General features: G+C 58.2%; 12 protein-coding genes. 7 read left to right on the top strand and 5 right to left on the bottom strand.

The window, feature by feature from the left end; translation table 11 throughout:
• Nucleotides 1–47 precede the first annotated feature (47 nt).
• On the bottom strand, nt 48–2,822 hold the full coding sequence (locus tag ABIE02_RS17250; RefSeq protein ID WP_130589245.1) for an autotransporter outer membrane beta-barrel domain-containing protein: 2,775 nt from the start codon (nt 2,820–2,822) through the stop codon (nt 48–50).
• 527 nt (nt 2,823–3,349) lie between these two features.
• Between ABIE02_RS17250 and hemB the strand changes: the two genes are divergently transcribed.
• Entirely contained in the window at nt 3,350–4,324 is a 975-nt protein-coding gene (gene hemB / locus ABIE02_RS17255; RefSeq protein WP_032616767.1) for a porphobilinogen synthase, read from the top strand.
• Between the two features lie 126 nt (nt 4,325–4,450).
• The gene (locus ABIE02_RS17260) at nt 4,451–6,163 is read left to right on the top strand and encodes a lysophospholipid acyltransferase family protein (protein WP_429211374.1); all 1,713 of its coding nucleotides are present in this window, start codon (nt 4,451–4,453) and stop codon (nt 6,161–6,163) included.
• 554 nt (nt 6,164–6,717) lie between these two features.
• Here ABIE02_RS17260 and tauD read toward each other — a convergent pair.
• Genes tauD through tauA form a run of 4 tightly spaced genes read right to left on the bottom strand, consistent with a single transcriptional unit; the run spans nt 6,718 to nt 10,129 of the window.
• Nucleotides 6,718–7,569 carry a taurine dioxygenase gene (gene tauD, locus ABIE02_RS17265; RefSeq protein WP_148569708.1) on the bottom strand — a complete coding sequence of 284 codons (852 nt, stop codon included), beginning with the start codon at nt 7,567–7,569 and terminating at the stop codon, nt 6,718–6,720.
• Nucleotides 7,566–8,393, bottom strand: a complete 828-nt coding sequence (gene tauC / locus ABIE02_RS17270) for a taurine ABC transporter permease TauC (protein ID WP_103791814.1) — start codon at nt 8,391–8,393, stop codon at nt 7,566–7,568. The genes tauD and tauC overlap by 4 nt, the downstream gene beginning before the upstream one ends.
• Nucleotides 8,390–9,157, bottom strand: coding sequence for a taurine ABC transporter ATP-binding subunit (tauB, locus tag ABIE02_RS17275; protein WP_032616763.1), 768 nt, complete (start codon nt 9,155–9,157; stop codon nt 8,390–8,392). The genes tauC and tauB overlap by 4 nt, the downstream gene beginning before the upstream one ends.
• A 9-nt stretch (nt 9,158–9,166) precedes the next feature.
• Nucleotides 9,167–10,129, bottom strand: a complete 963-nt coding sequence (gene tauA, locus ABIE02_RS17280) for a taurine ABC transporter substrate-binding protein (protein WP_059308638.1) — start codon at nt 10,127–10,129, stop codon at nt 9,167–9,169.
• Nucleotides 10,130–10,398: 269 nt separating this feature from the next.
• Here tauA and ABIE02_RS17285 point away from each other — a divergent pair, with 269 nt between their 5' ends.
• From ABIE02_RS17285 to ABIE02_RS17305, 5 genes are all read left to right on the top strand, one after another.
• The gene (locus ABIE02_RS17285; RefSeq protein WP_059308639.1) at nt 10,399–11,028 is read left to right on the top strand and encodes a response regulator transcription factor; all 630 of its coding nucleotides are present in this window, start codon (nt 10,399–10,401) and stop codon (nt 11,026–11,028) included.
• Entirely contained in the window at nt 11,028–12,569 is a 1,542-nt protein-coding gene (locus tag ABIE02_RS17290; RefSeq protein WP_059308640.1) for an MASE1 domain-containing sensor histidine kinase, read from the top strand. Before ABIE02_RS17285 ends, ABIE02_RS17290 begins: the two co-directional genes overlap by 1 nt.
• 85 nt (nt 12,570–12,654) lie before the next feature.
• Nucleotides 12,655–13,956 (top strand): MFS transporter family glucose-6-phosphate receptor UhpC, encoded by a 1,302-nt coding sequence (uhpC, locus tag ABIE02_RS17295; RefSeq protein WP_032616758.1) that lies wholly within the window; start codon nt 12,655–12,657, stop codon nt 13,954–13,956.
• 13 nt (nt 13,957–13,969) lie between these two features.
• Nucleotides 13,970–15,001, top strand: a complete 1,032-nt coding sequence (locus tag ABIE02_RS17300; protein ID WP_032616757.1) for an ABC transporter substrate-binding protein — start codon at nt 13,970–13,972, stop codon at nt 14,999–15,001.
• 73 nt (nt 15,002–15,074) lie between these two features.
• A complete protein-coding gene (locus ABIE02_RS17305; protein ID WP_429211375.1) occupies nt 15,075–17,153 on the top strand; it encodes an ABC transporter permease in 2,079 nt (692 codons plus the stop codon).

Raw genomic sequence — 17,153 nt, forward strand, 5'->3', positions numbered from 1 at the left:
TAACTGACGCTAAAAGCGGGGAGATATCTCTCCCCGCATCAGGCATGTTACCAGGTGTATTTCACACCGAGGTTGGCACCCCAGTTTTGATCAACATCACCACCACCGACGTAGGTCGCATCAGTGTAAGCACTGAAGTTTTTGGTGAAGCTGAACTGAGTACCCAGACCCACGCGTACAGCGGAGCCTTTCATACCGTTATCAATGTCATCGCCGTTGACGCTCGCATCTTCACCCGCATCGTCATAGACATATGCCAGTTTGAAGTACGGAGTCAGCGCCTGATCATCGCCATAACCGAAGGTGTAACCTGCGTCGATACCGGCTTCATAACGCATGCTGTCGTAAGACTGACTGCCCACGCGCATGTCGTTGCTCAGACGATAGTCGTCGCCAGACTGGAACAGGCCAGAAACGGCAGCATACGGCGTGATGTAACCGGAGGTGTTCGGTTTCCAGTCGTAGCCCAGTTTCAGCCCAAAGCCCCAGGCGTCGGTTGTGGTGTTGCCATCAACGTATTCGCCATTGCTCATGTTGGCAGTGAGATCGTTATTGAAGCGTGAGTAGCTCAGGGAGCTGTCGATGAAGACATCGTTAGCAAAGCGCGCCGCAGAGTACAGCATCGCGGTCTGGCTATCCTGATCCACCTGGCCGCTACGATCGCTCATATCGCCTTTGGCAAAGCCCGCAGCCGCACCCACAATCCAGTCGGCGTTGTTGCCAGCAATATGGCTATCCACACCCACCATGACGCCGGTGACGTCCTGATCGTAATGGATGGTGCCGTTATCACCGTCGAAATTACCGCCGAAGAAGTTCACCCATGCGCCACCGTTGTCTGTCAGGCCATGACGGCTGTTAGTCAGACGGTTAGCCAGAGCGTCCTGCTGCAGATGCCAGATGTTGGTATTAGCAGACGGAATGCTCAGCGCCATGTTGGCGTAGTCAGTCAGACGTTCCTGATGCAGTACTACGGTGTCGCCCTGCTGCTGCGCCTCGTAAGTGTAAGCACCGAGATCCGCTTTGTTGGCTGCGGTGAAGCTGGTGTGGGTATCCGCGTTGTTATCGTAAATGCGGATCACTTCTTTATTGTTGTAATCGGCAACGGAACCGGCACCGGTCGCGTTATCAATACGGACTTTATAGTTCCCGGAAACTTCACCATTAACCGCCAGGTGGCCATCGGAATTCAGGGCAATCACCCCGTAATCGTAATCGGCATGGTGGATGTCGTTGGTGATGTAACGGGCATTGCTCAGATCGGAATTGAAGACGTATTCACGGCTGGCAACGTTCAGCACACCGCCATCCGTCAGCACCATCTGGTGGGTGTCCACCTGGCCCAGACCCAGTGCCAGTTCTGCGCGGTTATCCACCGTAATGGTGTTGGCGTACAGTTCTGCTGTTTCTTCAGTCAGGGTAGCCTGGCTGCTGCTGTCGAGATACAGGCTATTCGTGGCAACGCCACCGGCATCACCGATGTTCAGGGTAGATGCATTGGTGAGCGTAATGCTGTCAGCCAGCAGACTGGAGTTTTCAACATTGACCTGCGAACGGTTATTCACTGTCAGCGCATCGATGTTGGATTGCTTACGGGTATCCCATTCAGAACCGTTATTCAGCGCAACATTGAAAATACCGCTCTGATAAACCTCATTGCCGACCAGATGGTTGTTGTCGTCGAAGGTGGAGCCTGGCCAGATGCTGTTTGGCGACAGGGTATGCAAGTCAACACCGCTGTAGCCGAGGCCATACATCTGCGCTGTGCCAATTGCATCCACGCTGGAGACGGCAGCACCGACCCATTTGCTGTGGTTGTCCAGGGTCAGATCCAGTCTGTCGGTACCATCCCAGCCGTTGGTGGTTGGGTTGTAGACGCCGTCAGCAGTGGTGTCGGTGGCAGGATCGCCATTCGGGTAGAAGTTGTTGTCGAAGGTACTGCTGAACAGCACATCGCCGGTCAAGGTAGAGTGATCGAAGTTAGCCGTCGTCTGCATTGCGTTATCCGCGCTGCTGGCCGCGACAATCAGAGCCGCATCATCCAACGCAGTGGCGTTGCCGTTGCCGTAATCGCTCGGTTTCGCCGACTGACCATAGAAACCTTCAGTGCCCAGATCGCTATACGCACCGGAAGTCACAACGGAATCATTGACCTGCAAAGTATTGGTAAAGACATGGCCGTTGTCTTCGATACCGGTGACGGAATCATACGGGGTGTTATCCAGCTGATGATAACCCTGCACCAGGGTGATCCCGGCAATGCGGGAGTTATTCTGGATAACGATGTCGGATTCTTCGTCGAGGGTAATGGCATTGCCCAGCGCGTGGGTATCCCAGTATTGCGTGGTGGTCTTGTCACCGTCCACGACATCGTAAGCGTAGTGCTCATAGGTATCGTTGATGGTGGAGTTGTCTACCGTCAGCTGAAAACGATCGAACTGCTGGTGCGCAGTGCCGTCCGTATTCAGGTTATCAGCACATTCCGTGGTCATGCACTCGGAGGTGATCATGCCGTTGATGGTGCTGTTGGAAATAGACAGTGCGTTTGCATAGCCGCCTGCGCCGTCATCCAGGTAGTAGGAAGAGATCACGCCGTTGACGGTTGACTTGTTGATGACAGGGTAGATATCGCCATCGTGCGTCGCGCTGGAGTAATTCCAGTCGGTATAGCCGTTATACCATGCCGCTGTGGCGGTATTATCGTAACCAAAGGTGTTATAGGTTGTACCCGAAATATCTTTTGCATTGGCCTGAGAAGCGATAGCCACCGTACAGGCTAATGCAAGTTGAGATACGACAAGTTTCTTTTTCCATGTTTGCATTGGGTCATCCCTCCTCAGGGACGTAAGCAAGTTTGTCCGTATATACAGTGCAAATATATTGCGAGGCGAATTATGCAGCCTCGCCACAAATTAGTTCAATAAATCCAGCCATTAAGTCCGAAATCAGACTGAATACAGAAATGGATATTTTAGGCATATTAAATAATAATTTAATTCAATAATTACAATAACTTAATATAAATAGTAAAAGACATACTAAAACGCGAAAGATCATTGAGACTGATAATACAAAAGCAATCAAGAAATATAATAAATAGATGCTACCAGGTTTATGTAATTTTTCATTTTTATATTTGGAGCTTTTACCAGAAAAACGAAAAAACGTTTCGAAAATGGATTAAGGCCATTCACACCTGAACTTATTTCAAGGTATTAAACCGACGTGAAAAATAATAAGATACCCTTTCCGCCCTGAATAGTGCGGGCTAAACGACAACTTTAGTAAAACAGACGATGAGCATTTCGGGTACACTGACCTTCTTTGATTCACACTCGTCAGGCATATCATGAACGATTTAATTGCTCGTCCCCGTCGTCTGCGCAAATCCCCGGCTCTGCGCGCGCTTTTCGAAGAGACAACACTGACCTTAAACGATCTGGTGTTGCCGATTTTTGTTGAAGAAGAGATCGATGACTACAAAGCCATCGACGCCATGCCGGGCGTCATGCGTATTCCAGAGAAACACCTGGCCCGCGAAATTGAGCGTATCGCCAACGCAGGCATCCGGTCGATCATGACCTTTGGCATCTCGCACCATACCGACGCCACCGGCAGCGATGCCTGGAAAGAGGATGGTCTGGTGGCGCGGATGTCGCGGATTGCCAAGCAGACGGTGCCAGAGATGATCGTCATGTCCGACACCTGCTTCTGCGAATACACCTCCCACGGCCACTGCGGCGTGCTGTGCGATCATGGCGTAGATAACGACGCGACCCTGCTCAACCTGGGCAAACAGGCTGTGGTTGCCGCCGCTGCGGGCGCTGACTTTATCGCCCCGTCTGCCGCAATGGATGGTCAGGTGCAGGCTATCCGCCAGGCGCTGGACGCCGCGGGCTTCACCGATACCGCGATCATGTCTTACTCCACCAAGTTTGCCTCGTCTTTCTACGGTCCGTTCCGCGAAGCGGCGGGCACTGCGCTGAAAGGCGATCGCAAAACTTACCAGATGAACCCGCTGAACCGCCGCGAAGCGATCCGTGAATCGCTGCTCGACGAAGCCCAGGGTGCCGACTGCCTGATGGTAAAACCGGCTGGCGCTTACCTGGACATCCTGCGTGATATCCGCGAGCGCACAACGTTGCCGCTGGGTGCCTATCAGGTGAGCGGTGAGTACGCGATGATCAAATTCGCCGCTCAGGCGGGCGCGATCGACGAAGAGAAAGTGATCCTTGAAAGTCTGGGCGCGATCAAACGTGCAGGCGCGGATCTGATCTTCAGCTACTTCGCGCTGGATCTGGCCGAGAAGAAAATTCTGCGTTAATCCGTATTGCCGGGTAGCGGCTTCGTCCTGCCCGGCCTACGACCTGGAACACAAGCTTCACTCCTCTGCAATACAACCGACATCTGCCGCTTCTACTGTCTGAGCAGGACAGCAGGAGGTGCCACCATGTTTAGTCTCGACAGCGTTCTTGATGACCTTTGGCCGCAGGCGAGGCCTGCCCCCTGGCAAAAAAGGCTGTTAAAGAAGTTATTCCACGAAGAAGAGTTCCGGCAGTTTGCCGCCGACCACCGCCACCTGAAAGGGCTGGATATGGTGGAGCAGGTTCTGGAACATCTCGATATCCTCTGCACCCTTCCGGCTCACGACCTCGAACAGATCCCCGCTCACGGCCCGCTCATTGTGATGGCTAACCATCCTACCGGTACGCTGGACGGGCTGGCGCTGCTGTATGCCGTCTCCCGCGTGCGCCGCGATGTAAAGGTGGTGACCAACCGCATGCTGACGCATCTGGAGCCGCTAAGCTCGCTGTTTATCCCGGTGGATAACATCGGCGGGCGGATGGCGAAATCGTCGTTCACCCTGATGGAGCAGCATCTGCAACATGCCGGCGTGCTGATCTTCTTCCCGGCGGGGGAAGTCTCCCGCCCGACGCGCACTGGGATCCGCGATAAAAAGTGGCACCCTGGCTTTATCAAGCTGGCGGGCAAATTTCGCGCGCCGCTGCTGCCGGTCAACATCCACGCCCGCAACAGCCTGCTGTTCTATGCCAGCACCTTGCTCGCCCCGAACCTGTCGATGCTGCTGCTGATGCAGCAGATGTTTCGCCGCCGCCACAGCCGCCTGCCGGTCAAAATCGGCCAGCAGATTGGCTGGAGTCACTGGTTCAGCCCCACACTTTCCCCACGGGAGATGGCCGAGCAGTGCCGCCAGCACGTACTGCGTCTCGGCAAGGGGCTGCCGGGGATATTCAAAACCGAATCTGCCATTGCGCGACCGGAAGACCGGGCGACCCTGAAGCGCGAGCTGGCGCAGGCGGAATCTCTGGGTACCACCGTCGATGGCAAAACCATCTATCTGTGGCAGCGTAACGGCCAGGAAGAGGCCCCGATCCTGCGCGAGTTGGGGCGTCTGCGGGAGATTGCCTTTCGCGCGGTGGGGGAAGGCAGCGGGAAGCGCCGCGACACCGACAGCTTTGATGATGACTACCTGCACCTGATTTTGTGGGATGACGAGGATCTGGAGATCGTCGGCGCCTACCGCTTTATCCCGACGGCGATGCGGGAGCCGGAGGCGCTGTACAGCTACAGCCTGTTCCACTACGACGACAAAATGCGGGATATCCTTGAACATGGCATTGAACTGGGGCGCAGCTTTATTCAGCCGCGTTACTGGGGACGGCGCGGGCTGGACTACCTGTGGTCCGGGATTGGCGCTTATCTGGCGCGCTATCCGCACTATCGCTACCTGTTCGGCCCCGTCTCCATTTCCGGTGGATTACCGCCCGCAGCGCGGGATCTGCTGGTGGCCTTTTACCGGCTTTGGTTCCCGGCAACGCACCCGTTGGCCGCCTCGCGCCGCCCCTATCCCGCCTCGTTACCCGAGGTGCTGGCGCAGTTTGGGGGGGAAGATTATGTAGAGGATCTGACCCGTCTGAAATCGCTGCTCGGCAATCTGGGATGCGGCATCCCGCCGTTATATAAGCAGTATTCCGAGCTATGCGAGCCAGGCGGCGTACAGTTTATCGATTTTGGCAGCGACCCGTCGTTTAACAATTGCGTGGATGGGCTGGTGCTGGTGGACTTGTGCTATCTGAAGGCGAACCGCTATCAGCGGTATATAGAGGCGCATTTACAACCCTCACCCCAGCCCTCTCCCTAAAAGGGAGAGGGTGAAAACCACCGCGTCTGACAGTCCGCTGGCCCATTTGGGCAGAAGGTAAAAACCGCGTCGGACAGCCCCCTCCCCCCTTTGGGAGAAAGTGAAAACCGCGTCGGACGGTCCCCTCACCCCTTTGGGGAGAGGATGAAAACCGCGTCTGACAGTCCCCTCGCCCCTTTGGGGAGAGGGTGAAAACCGCGTCTGGCAGTCCCCACCCTCCTTTAGGGAGAGGGTGAAAACCGCATCGGACGGTCCCCCGCCCCTTTGGGAAGAGGGTGAAAACCGTGTCGGGCAGTCTCCTCGCTCCTTTGGGGAGAGGGTGAAAACCGTGTCGGGCAGTCTCCTCGCTCCTTTGGGGAGAGAGTGAAAAATGCATCGGACGGTCCCCTCGCCCCTTTGGGGAGAGGGTGAAAACCGCATCGGACGGTCCCCTCGCCCCTTTGGGGAGAGGGTGAAAACCGCGTCGGACAATCCCCTCGCCCGTTTGGTGAGAGGCTGATAGCCGCATCGGACGGTCCCCTCGCCCCTTTGGGGAGAGGGTTAGGGTGAGGGGATCAGGGCGCACGATAAAAAGGCTTATCCCCTAAAATCGTTGCCCGCTGCATAATCCGTCGCTGCGGCAGATAATCTGCATTCGCGTAATGCTGCGTCACCCGGTTATCCCAGATCGCCAGATCGTTCTCCTGCCAGCGCCAGCGCACCTGAAACTCCGGTTTGGTGATGTGCGCAAACAGGAACCCCAGCAGGGCCTCGCTCTCTTTCTCACTCACATCCACAATCCGCGTGGTGAACCCTTCGTTAACGAACAGCGCCTGCTTGCCGCTGACCGGATGGGTGCGCACAACCGGATGCAGCAGCGGGGGATGTTTTGCCACCGCCTCCCGCCAGCGCTGATGCTCCTCTTCCGTTTTACGGTACTTATACTCCGGGAAGGATTTTTTGAAATCATGCTCCGCCCGCAGGCCGCTCAGCAGCTGGCGGAGCGGCGCGGATAACGCCTCAAACGCGGCGATCCCGCTGGCCCACAGGGTGTCGCCGCCGCTGTCCGGCAGCTGTTTGGCCGCGAGGATCGCCCCGGCGGGCGGCGTGTCAATAAAGGTGACATCGGTGTGCCAGTTATCGTTGTCCGGCGGGTTATCGTTGTGGGTATCCAGCACGATAATTTCCTCCACCCCTTCGGCGTGCGGGTAGACCGGATGGATATGCAGATCGCCAAAACGAAGCGCCAGGGCGCGCTGCTGGTGGGGCGTGATCGCCTGCTCCCGCAGGAACACCACCTGATGGCGTAGCACCGCGTGATAGAGCTGCTCAAACTGGTTATCACTTAATGGTCGGGTGACATCCAGGCCGGAAATCTGTGCGCCAATGTACGGCCCCAGCGGGGTAATAGTCAGACGTTCACTCATTGTCTCTCTCCATGCCAGGGTGTCAGGCGGCGCTGTAGCGCACGCAGCCCCAGTTCTAATCCGAAGGCAATCACGGCGATCACCATGATCCCGGCCAGTACCACGTCCGTCGCCAGGAACTCCCCCGCCGACTGAACCATAAAACCTAACCCGCGCGTCGCGGCGATCAGTTCAGCCGCCACCAGCGTCGACCAACCAACCCCGAGTCCGATACGCAACCCGGTCAGGATCTCCGGCAGCGCGCCGGGTAAAATCACAAACCACAGCACCTGGGCACGACTCGCCCCCAGCGACTGCGCCGCCCGGATCCGCACCTGCTGGGCGCTTTTGACCCCCGCCATCGCCGACATCGCCACCGGGGCGAAAATCGCCAGGTAGATCAGCAGGATCTTCGAAGTCTCACCGATGCCAAACCAGATCACCATCAGCGGCAGATAGGCCAGCGGCGGCACCGGGCGATACAATTCGATCAGCGGATCAAGAATGCCGCGCACCGTCGGGCTTAAGCCCATCGCAATACCTACCGGGATACCGAGGATCACTGCCGCCAGCAGCGCCACCAGAATGCGTCCGAGGCTGGCGGCCAGGTGCTGCCACAGCGTGGCGTCCATAAACCCCTCTGGACCGGCGATAGTGAAGAGTTTCACCAGCACCTGGCCCGGCGGCGGCAGGAACAGCGGGCTAATCCACTGCTGTGCGGCCACCGCCCACCACACGGCGAGCAGCACCAGCAGGGTGCCGACGCTGAGCGTTAACTGGCGGGAGAAGGGCCAGCGTAAGGTCAGGCGTTTACGCGCGGTTTTATCACTCACCACAATGCTCATGAGAAGGCCTCCCGCTGTTCAAACACGCGGCTCAGTACGTATTCGCGCTGGGCGATAAAGTGAGGATCGGACTTGATGCTGCGCACCGGCTCCCCTGCGACAAAGCGGCGGGCAAAGCTGAGCGGCAGACGCTCCTGCACCCGTCCCGGTCCCGGCGAGAGCAGCACCAGTTCGGTGGCCATAAACACCGCTTCTTCGATATCATGGGTGATCAGCAGCACCTGTTTGCCGGTTTCATGCCACAGGCGCAGCAGCAGGGTTTGCATCTGCTCGCGGGTAAAGGCATCCAGCGCCCCGAAGGGTTCATCCAGCAGCAACAGCTGCGGATTCGCCGCCAGCGCCCGGGCAATGCCGACGCGCTGACGCTGGCCACCGGAGAGTTGCCAGATAAAGCGTTTTTCCGCCCCTTCCAGGCCCACTTTTTTCAGCATTTCCCGGGCAATCGCCAGCCGCTCATCCCGTGATTTGCCCGCCAGTTGCAGGCCGAAGGCGACGTTCTCCTGCACGTTGCGCCACGGCAGCAGCCCTTCATTCTGGAAGACCACGCCGCGCTCGGCGCCGGGGCCTTCCACCTTTTTACCGGCCAGTTGAATGGTGCCGTGCTGCCAGGGTACAAACCCGGCGATCAGATTCAGCAGCGTGGTCTTCCCACAGCCGGACGGGCCGAGCACTACCAGCAGCTCGCCGTTGTCCAGCGTCAGGTTGATATCGTCCAGCGCAGGCTTGCCAGCGTAATCGGCGTACAGATTTGTAATAGTCAGCATACGGCCCCCTTACTTCACAAAGCGGTCGGTCACGTACTGGCTGTAGTCAGCCGCCACCGCGGGCACTTTGCCCTGCTCTTTCAGGAAGCCTGCGGTATCGATAATCGCTTTATTCACCGGCCCCGCCAGTTGTTGCTGCTGCTGGGCAGGCGTCAGATAGGTATTGCCTTTTACCAGCCCCGGTACGTCGGCCTCCGGCACGCCGCTCAGACGGGCAAGTTTCTCCAGATTGTCTGGCTTTTTCAGCCATTCATCCGGGTTGGCAATGTAGGGTTGCTGGGCGTCAATGGCGCTTTTGGCGAAGGCTTTCACCACCTCCGGGTGTTTTTCGGCAAAATCTTTGCGCACGACCCAGACATCCAGGGTCGGCGACCCCCACTGGCCCACCTGGGCGGAGTCGGTCAGCACACTGCCGTCTTTCTCCAGTTCATTTACCGCAGGCGACCAGACGTAAGCCCCGTCAATATCGCCCCGCTGCCAGGCGGCGATAATGGCCGGTGGTTGCAGGTTGATAATCTCTACCTGCCCCGGCTTGATGTTCCAGTGCTTCAGGGCGGCGAGCAGGCTGTAGTGGGTGGTAGAGATAAAAGGCACCGCAATGCGTTTGCCGATCAGATCTTCAGGTTTAGTGATATTTTTCTTCACCACCAGCGCTTCGGAATTGCCGAGCTGCGAGGCCAGCAGGAAGACTTCGATGGGCACCTGCTGACTGGCCGCAACCGCCAGCGGGCTGGAGCCGAGATTACCAATCTGTACGTCGCCGGAGGCCAGCGCCCGCACAATGCTGGCGCCGCTGTCGAACTTACGCCAGTCCACTTTAGCGCCGCTCGTTTTCTCAAAGGTTTTATCCGCCTGCGCCACTTTCGCCGGTTCCGCTGAGGTTTGATACGCGACGGTGACCTCCACCGCCTGCGCCTGAACGGCCCACAGCGCCAGTGCGCCAAATAAGGTAAACCGCGATGAAATTGCCATAATGTCTGCTCCCCTCTGTTGTTATGAGGGCAGTATTTCTGGCGGCGGAATTTTGATAAAGGAATTAAAAAGCATCGTTAATGCCGAATCGTTTTTAGAAAAAAAGCGGCAATAGATAGTGAATTTTGTGCGGTTTGTTTTGCCCGGCGGCGCTGCGCTTACCAGCACTATTGCAATTTTGTTACATTCGTTACATAACCGCAGGCATGGGATTGCCAGATAAGCATTGACAGGCATCATAGGTAAATTATTCCGCAAAGGTAATTGTGATGATCAAAGTGGTGCTGGTGGACGATCACGTGGTGGTGCGTTCCGGGTTCGCCCAGCTGTTAAATCTGGAAGAAGATCTGGTTGTCGAAGGCCAGTACACCAGCGCCGCCGAGGCCTGGCCCGCCCTCACCCGCGATGCCATCGACGTGGCGGTGCTTGACGTCGCCATGCCTGATGAAAACGGCCTGAGCCTGCTCAAACGCCTGCGCCAACAGCGCCCGGGGTTCCGCGCCATTATCCTCAGCATCTACGACACGCCCGCCTTTGTGCAGAGCGCCCTGGACGCCGGGGCCAGCGGCTACCTCACCAAACGTTGCGGCCCGGAGGAGTTAGTGCAGGCGGTGCGATCCGTCGGGATGGGTGGCCATTATCTGTGTGCCGATGCGGTCAAAGCCCTGCGCGGCGGTGAACCGGTGTCGCAGGCGCTGGCGGCGCTGACCCCGCGTGAGAAAGAGGTGTTCGAGCTGCTGGTTCAGGGCGAAAGCGTGAAGGAGATAGCCTTCAAACTCGAACTGAGCCACAAGACCGTCCACGTCCACCGCGCCAACGTGCTGGGCAAACTGCAGTGCAACAGCACCATCGAACTGGTGCATTTTGCCCTTGATCACCAGCTGTTGACCGGCCACTGATGCGACGCTCCCTGCGCCACATCATCCTCTCGCTGTTTATTATGCTGGCCTGGGGCACCGGCTGGCTGATGCTGTGGACGCTCAGTTTTTACCTCACCCACAACGGGCAGCAGGCGGCGCTGTTTTTGCCGCAGGGCGTTTATCTGGCGCTGCTGATCGTGCTGGCACGCCGTTTCTGGCCCGCGTTGATCCTTCCCCCGCTGGCCGCCATGCTCTGGCTACAGGGGGAACAACTCCTGACCCATCACCTGATGCTGGGGGTGCCGCTGGTGGGCACCGTCAGTGCGTGGCTGGCGCAGCGCTACTGGCACCGCTTTCCGCTCTACTGGCAGCGCCTGTCGCTGCTGATCGCCGCGGTAACCCTCAACGCGCTGCTCCAGACGCTGATTCTGGCACCGTTTCTCGCCAGCCCGACCACGTTGCTGGCGCTGGCCTCCTTTACCGGCGGCGTGCTGCTGACGCCGTTCGTCTATCTGGTGTTTGAGTTTTTACGCCAGCAGCACCGCTATCATCTGCTCGGGCTTGATACCAGCAACCCGCCCCTGCGCACTTCGCTGATCATCTGGTGCAGCCTGTTCTTTATTATCGGTATCGGCACCCAGATGGTGCTCTCCCCCGCCCTGGAGCGGCTGCTGCTGATCGTAGTATTTCTGCCCAACGTGGTGATGGCGTGGAAGTTCGGCTGGCAGGGCGGCGTGCTCTCCGGGCTGCTGGGCAGCATGATGATCACCATCGCCCGCCAGGTGGGGGTGGGGTTCAGCGACTTGCTGGAGCTGGAGATCTTCCTCGCCACCCAGTCGCTGCTGGGGATCGGGCTGGGGATCGCCATCAGTCGCCAGCAGCATCTGGCGATGAACCTCGATCATTACCGCCGTCGGCTGGAGGCGGAACTCCAGGCGCGTCGCGAACTGACGGAAAAGCTGATCCACACCGAAGAGGACACCCGCAAACACCTGGCCCGCGAGCTGCACGACGAGATTGGTCAGAACATCACCGCCATTCAAATCCAGTCCCAGCTGGTGAAGCGGGCGGGCGACACGCCGCAGGCCTTAGAGGCGGCCGGGCAGATCAACGAGCTGGCCCGGCGCATCCATCACTCCACCCGGCAATTGCTGCGCCAGCTTCGCCCGCCGGTGCTGGATGAACTCTCCTTAAAGGAGGCGCTGCACCACCTGGTGAATGAGTTCGCCTTTGCCGAGCGCGGGATCCACTGCCGGTTTGATTATCAACTGCCTGGCCCGCCCCAGAGTGAAACCCTGGTCTTTACCCTCTATCGCCTGCTGCAGGAGTTGCTGAATAACGTCAGCAAACACGCCGATGCCAGCGAGGTCAGCGTCCTGCTCTGTCAGCACGACAATCAGCTGCGCCTGGAGGTGCGGGATAACGGCAGCGGCATCAGCCCGCAGCAGATGCCCGGTTTTGGTATTCAGGGGATGCGCGAGCGCGTGCATGCTCTCGGCGGGGAAATGACGCTGGAGTCGCAGGGCGGCACCCGCGTAATTGTTAACCTGCCCACAATTTTGCAACAAACACACCGCTAACCAGGAAAAAGTCTTAGTCACGCCAGACTTTCTCTCATCCCTTTTTCGTCGCGCTTTCATACAGTCATCTCAAATGGAGAACGCCATGCCCGCACTGTCAGCTGAACAGGTTACTCAACGCTACCGTCGGCTTCGCCCGAAACTGCTGATCTGCATGGTGATAGGTTACGCCGCGTTTTACCTGACGCGTAAAAGCCTCAACTACATCCTGCCTGCTTTGCAGATGGATCTGGGGTTGAGCAAAAGCGACATCGGCCTGATCGGGTCGCTGTTTTATCTGAGCTATGGCCTGTCGAAATTTGCCGCCGGACTGTGGCATGACAGTAAAGGTCAGCGGGCATTTATGGGTATCGGCCTGATGGCAACCGGGGTGCTGAACGTGCTGTTCGCCTTCGGCGACTCGCTGCCGCTACTGCTGTTTATCTGGACGCTGAACGGCTTCTTTCAGGGATGGGGATGGCCGCCCTGCGCAAGATTGCTCACCCACTGGTATTCGCGTAACGAGCGCGGCTTCTGGTGGGGATGCTGGAACACCTCTATCAACATCGGCGGGGCCATTATTCCGCTGATCTGTGCCTTTGCCGCCCATCGCTGGGGCTGGCAGGCAGCGATGCTGACACCGGGGATCATCAGTATCGTGCTCGGCCTGTGGCTGACCACACAACTGCGGGGCACACCGCAGGAAGAGGGTCTGCCAACGGTGGGCGAGTGGCGCAACGATCCGCTGGAGTTGCGCCAGCAACAGCACAGCCCGCCGATGGGGCTGTGGCAGATGTTACGCACTACCATGCTGCAAAACCCGATGATCTGGCTGCTCGGGGCGTCGTATGTGCTGGTGTATCTCATCCGCATCGCCCTCAACGACTGGGGCAACATCTGGCTGGCGGAGAGCCACGGCGTCAACCTGTTAAGCGCCAACGCCACGGTGATGCTGTTTGAAGTGGGCGGTTTGCTCGGGGCGCTGTTTGCAGGCTGGGGATCGGATCTGCTGTTCAGCGGCCAGCGGGCGCCGATGATTTTGCTGTTTACGCTGGGGCTGATGGTGTCGGTGGCTGCCCTGTGGCTGGCGCCGGTTCACCACTACGCCCTGCTGGCAATGTGCTTTTTTACGGTGGGATTTTTTGTCTTTGGTCCGCAGATGCTGATCGGCCTTGCCGCCGTGGAGTGCGGACACAAGCAGGCAGCAGGGTCGATTACCGGTTTTCTTGGCGTGTTCGCTTATCTGGGGGCCGCGCTGGCCGGGTGGCCGCTGTCACAGGTTATCGAACGCTACGGCTGGTCGGGGATGTTCAGTTTGCTCTCGATTGCCGCCGTGCTGATGGGTTTACTCCTGATGCCGCTGCTGATGGCGGGCATCACCGCTTCTCGCAGTCACATAACGTCATAACAAGGGCTGAATAATGAAAACAACGCTTCTCTCTACCCTCATTGCTTCCGGGATCGCGCTGGCCACCTTAACCGGTGCCGCACAGGCCAAAGGCCGTCTGGTGGTTTACTGTAGCGCCACCAACGAAATGTGCGAAGCCGAAACCAAAGCGTTTGGCGACAAATACGACGTCAAAACCTCGTTTATCCGCAACGGCTCCGGCAGCACGCTGGCGAAAGTGGATGCCGAGAAGAAAAACCCGCAGGCTGACGTCTGGTACGGCGGTACCCTGGATCCCCAATCCCAGGCCGGTGAAATGGGGCTGTTGCAGCCGTACAAGTCGAAGAATCTGGAGCAGATCATGGAGAAATTCCGCGATCCGGCGAAGGTGAAAGGCAACCTCTCTTCCGCAGTCTACGTGGGTATTCTGGGCTTCGGCGTCAACACCCAGCGCCTGAAAGAGAAGAACCTGCCGGTGCCACAGTGCTGGAAAGATCTGACCAAACCGGAATACAAAGGCGAAATCCAGATTGCCGATCCGCAAAGCTCCGGCACCGCCTACACCGCGCTGGCGACGTTCGTCCAGCTGTGGGGTGAAGATCAGGCCTTCGACTACCTGAAACAGCTCAACGGCAACGTCTCCCAGTACACCAAATCCGGTATTGCCCCGGCGCGTAACGCCGCTCGCGGTGAAACGGCCATCGGCATTGGCTTCCTGCACGACTACTCGCTGGAAAAAGAGCAAGGCGCGCCGCTGGAGTTGATCTCGCCGTGCGAAGGCACCGGGTATGAAATCGGCGGCGTGAGCATTCTGAAAGGCGCACGTAACGAAGAGAACGCTAAGCTGTTCGTGGACTGGGTGCTGTCAAAAGAGGCGCAGGAACTGGCGTGGAAGCAGGGTAAGTCCTATCAGATCCTGACCAATACCACCGCCGAGACCTCGCCGAACTCGCTGAAGCTGGATGACCTGAAACTCATCAGCTACGACATGGATAAGTACGGCTCCACGGACGTGCGTAAGGCGCTGATCAATAAGTGGGTTAGCGACGTGAAGATGGGTAAATAAGCCCACGACGCAGTCAATGCCGGGTGGCGGTTGCGCTCACCCGGCCTGTACATTCCTCAACACCGGAATCTCTATGTCACAGACACTCGCTCTTCATCCCGTGAAAAAACGGGATGCGGTCTTCCTTTGGGTTTTCGTTGGCTGGCTGGCCTTTGCCCTGCTGCCGAGCTGGAGCCTGGATTATGGCCTGCTGGAATCCACCGGCGACGAGATCCTCGATGCCTATAGCTGGTCGCACTTTAACGTCAGCTGGCTGTGGTATCTGCTCCCCACTCTGCTGCTGGTACGTCCTTTCAGGGAAGCGAAGCGCGAAAAGCGCAGCCGCCACTACCTCGACGCTGGCTGGGCGCTGCTGTGCATGGCCTTTGTGGTCATCAGCGCCATCCTTGAAGGGCGCGGTTTAGGCTATGCCACCATCGTGCTGTTTGTGGCGCTGGGGGCGATCATGACGCTGGCCCTGACCCGTCTTGAGTGGCTGGGGGGCGACCGCTTTGTGATTGGCTCGCTGATCGCCATCGTCGCGCTGATCGGCATCTTTATCGTCTGGCCGAGCATCGCCATCTTTATCCCGATGTTCACCAACGACGCAGGGGAATTCGCCCCGCTGGCATTTATGAATGTGCTGTCGCAGTCGCACATCATTCAGGTGATCATCAACTCGATCCTGCTCTCCATTGCGGTGGGTATCGGCTGTACCTTCTTTGGCCTGGTGCTGGCGATCTACACCACCCGCATCGCCAGACGCAGCGCCATTATTGGCCGCATCTTCTCGATCCTGCCGATCGTCACCCCGCCGTTCGTGGTGGGCCTGGGCGTGACGCTGATGATGGGGCGCTCCGGCTACGTCACTGAACTGATGGTTGACTGGTTTGGCTTAACCAACACCAACTGGCTGTACGGGTTTACCGGCATCTGGCTGGCGCAGGTGCTGGCCTTCACCCCGATGGCGTTTATGATCCTCGATGGCGCGATCAAGACCATTCACCCGTCGCTGGAAGAGGCTTCGTATACCCTGCGCGCCAGCCGCTGGCAGACCTTTAACGGCGTCTTTGTCCCGCTGCTGAAACCGGCGCTGGCGAACGCCTTTTTGATCGTGATTGTGCAGTCGCTGGCCGACTTCAGTAACCCGCTGGTGCTGGGGGGCAACTTCGACGTGCTGGCCACGCAGATCTACTTCTATATCACCGGTTCTCAGCTGGATTACCAGGCGGCGAGCACCCTGGGCGCCTTCCTGCTGCTGTTCTCGCTGCTGGTGTTCTGCATCCAGTATATGTGGATCGGCAAACGTTCTTACGTGACCGTCTCCGGCAAGTCCTATCGCGGCGACGTGCAGCCCCTGCCGGTGACGCTGGTGTGGAGCGTGATCGCCCTGCTGGCGGTGTGGATCGCCTTTAACGCCCTGCTCTACGGCAGCATTTTCTACGGCAGCTTTACCGTCAACTGGGGGGTGGATTACACCCTGACGCTGGATAACTTTATCAAGCTGTTCGGCCAGGGGATGAGCGACGGCGCATGGCCTTCGCTGCTCGACACCCTGCTGTACGCCGGGATCGCCGCACCGATCACCGCCGCCTTCGGTTTACTGATCGCCTGGATCGTGGTGCGCCAGCAGTTCAAAGGCAAAAAGACCATCGAGTTCACCACCATGCTGTGCTTTGCCGTTCCGGGCACCGTGGCGGGCGTGTCGTACATTCTGGCCTTTAACAGCGCGCCGGTGTACCTCACGGGCACCGCCGCCATCGTCATTATCTCAATGGTGATGCGTAACGTGCCGGTGGGTATTCGCGCCGGGATCGCGGGTCTGGGTCAGATCGACAAATCGCTGGATGAAGCCTCACTCAGCCTGCGGGCCGGGTCGCTGCGTACCATTACCCACATCCTGCTGCCGCTGCTGCGTCCGGCCATTTTGTCGGCGCTGATCTACAGCTTTGCGCGTGCCATTACCACCGTCAGCGCCATTGTGTTCCTGGTCACCCCGGATACCCGGGTAGCCACGGCTTACATCCTGAACCGCGTGGAAGATGGCGAATACGGCGTGGCGATTGCCTACGGCTCGATCCTGATTGTGGTCATGCTGGCGATCATTTTCCTCTTTGACTGGCTGATCGGTGAGGCGCGTATCTCCCGTTCTAAAGCCAAAAACCAGGCGTAA

The organism is Leclercia sp. 1548 (assembly GCF_050435045.1).
In the GTDB taxonomy this organism is placed as follows: Bacteria; Pseudomonadota; Gammaproteobacteria; order Enterobacterales; family Enterobacteriaceae; genus Enterobacter; species Enterobacter adecarboxylatus.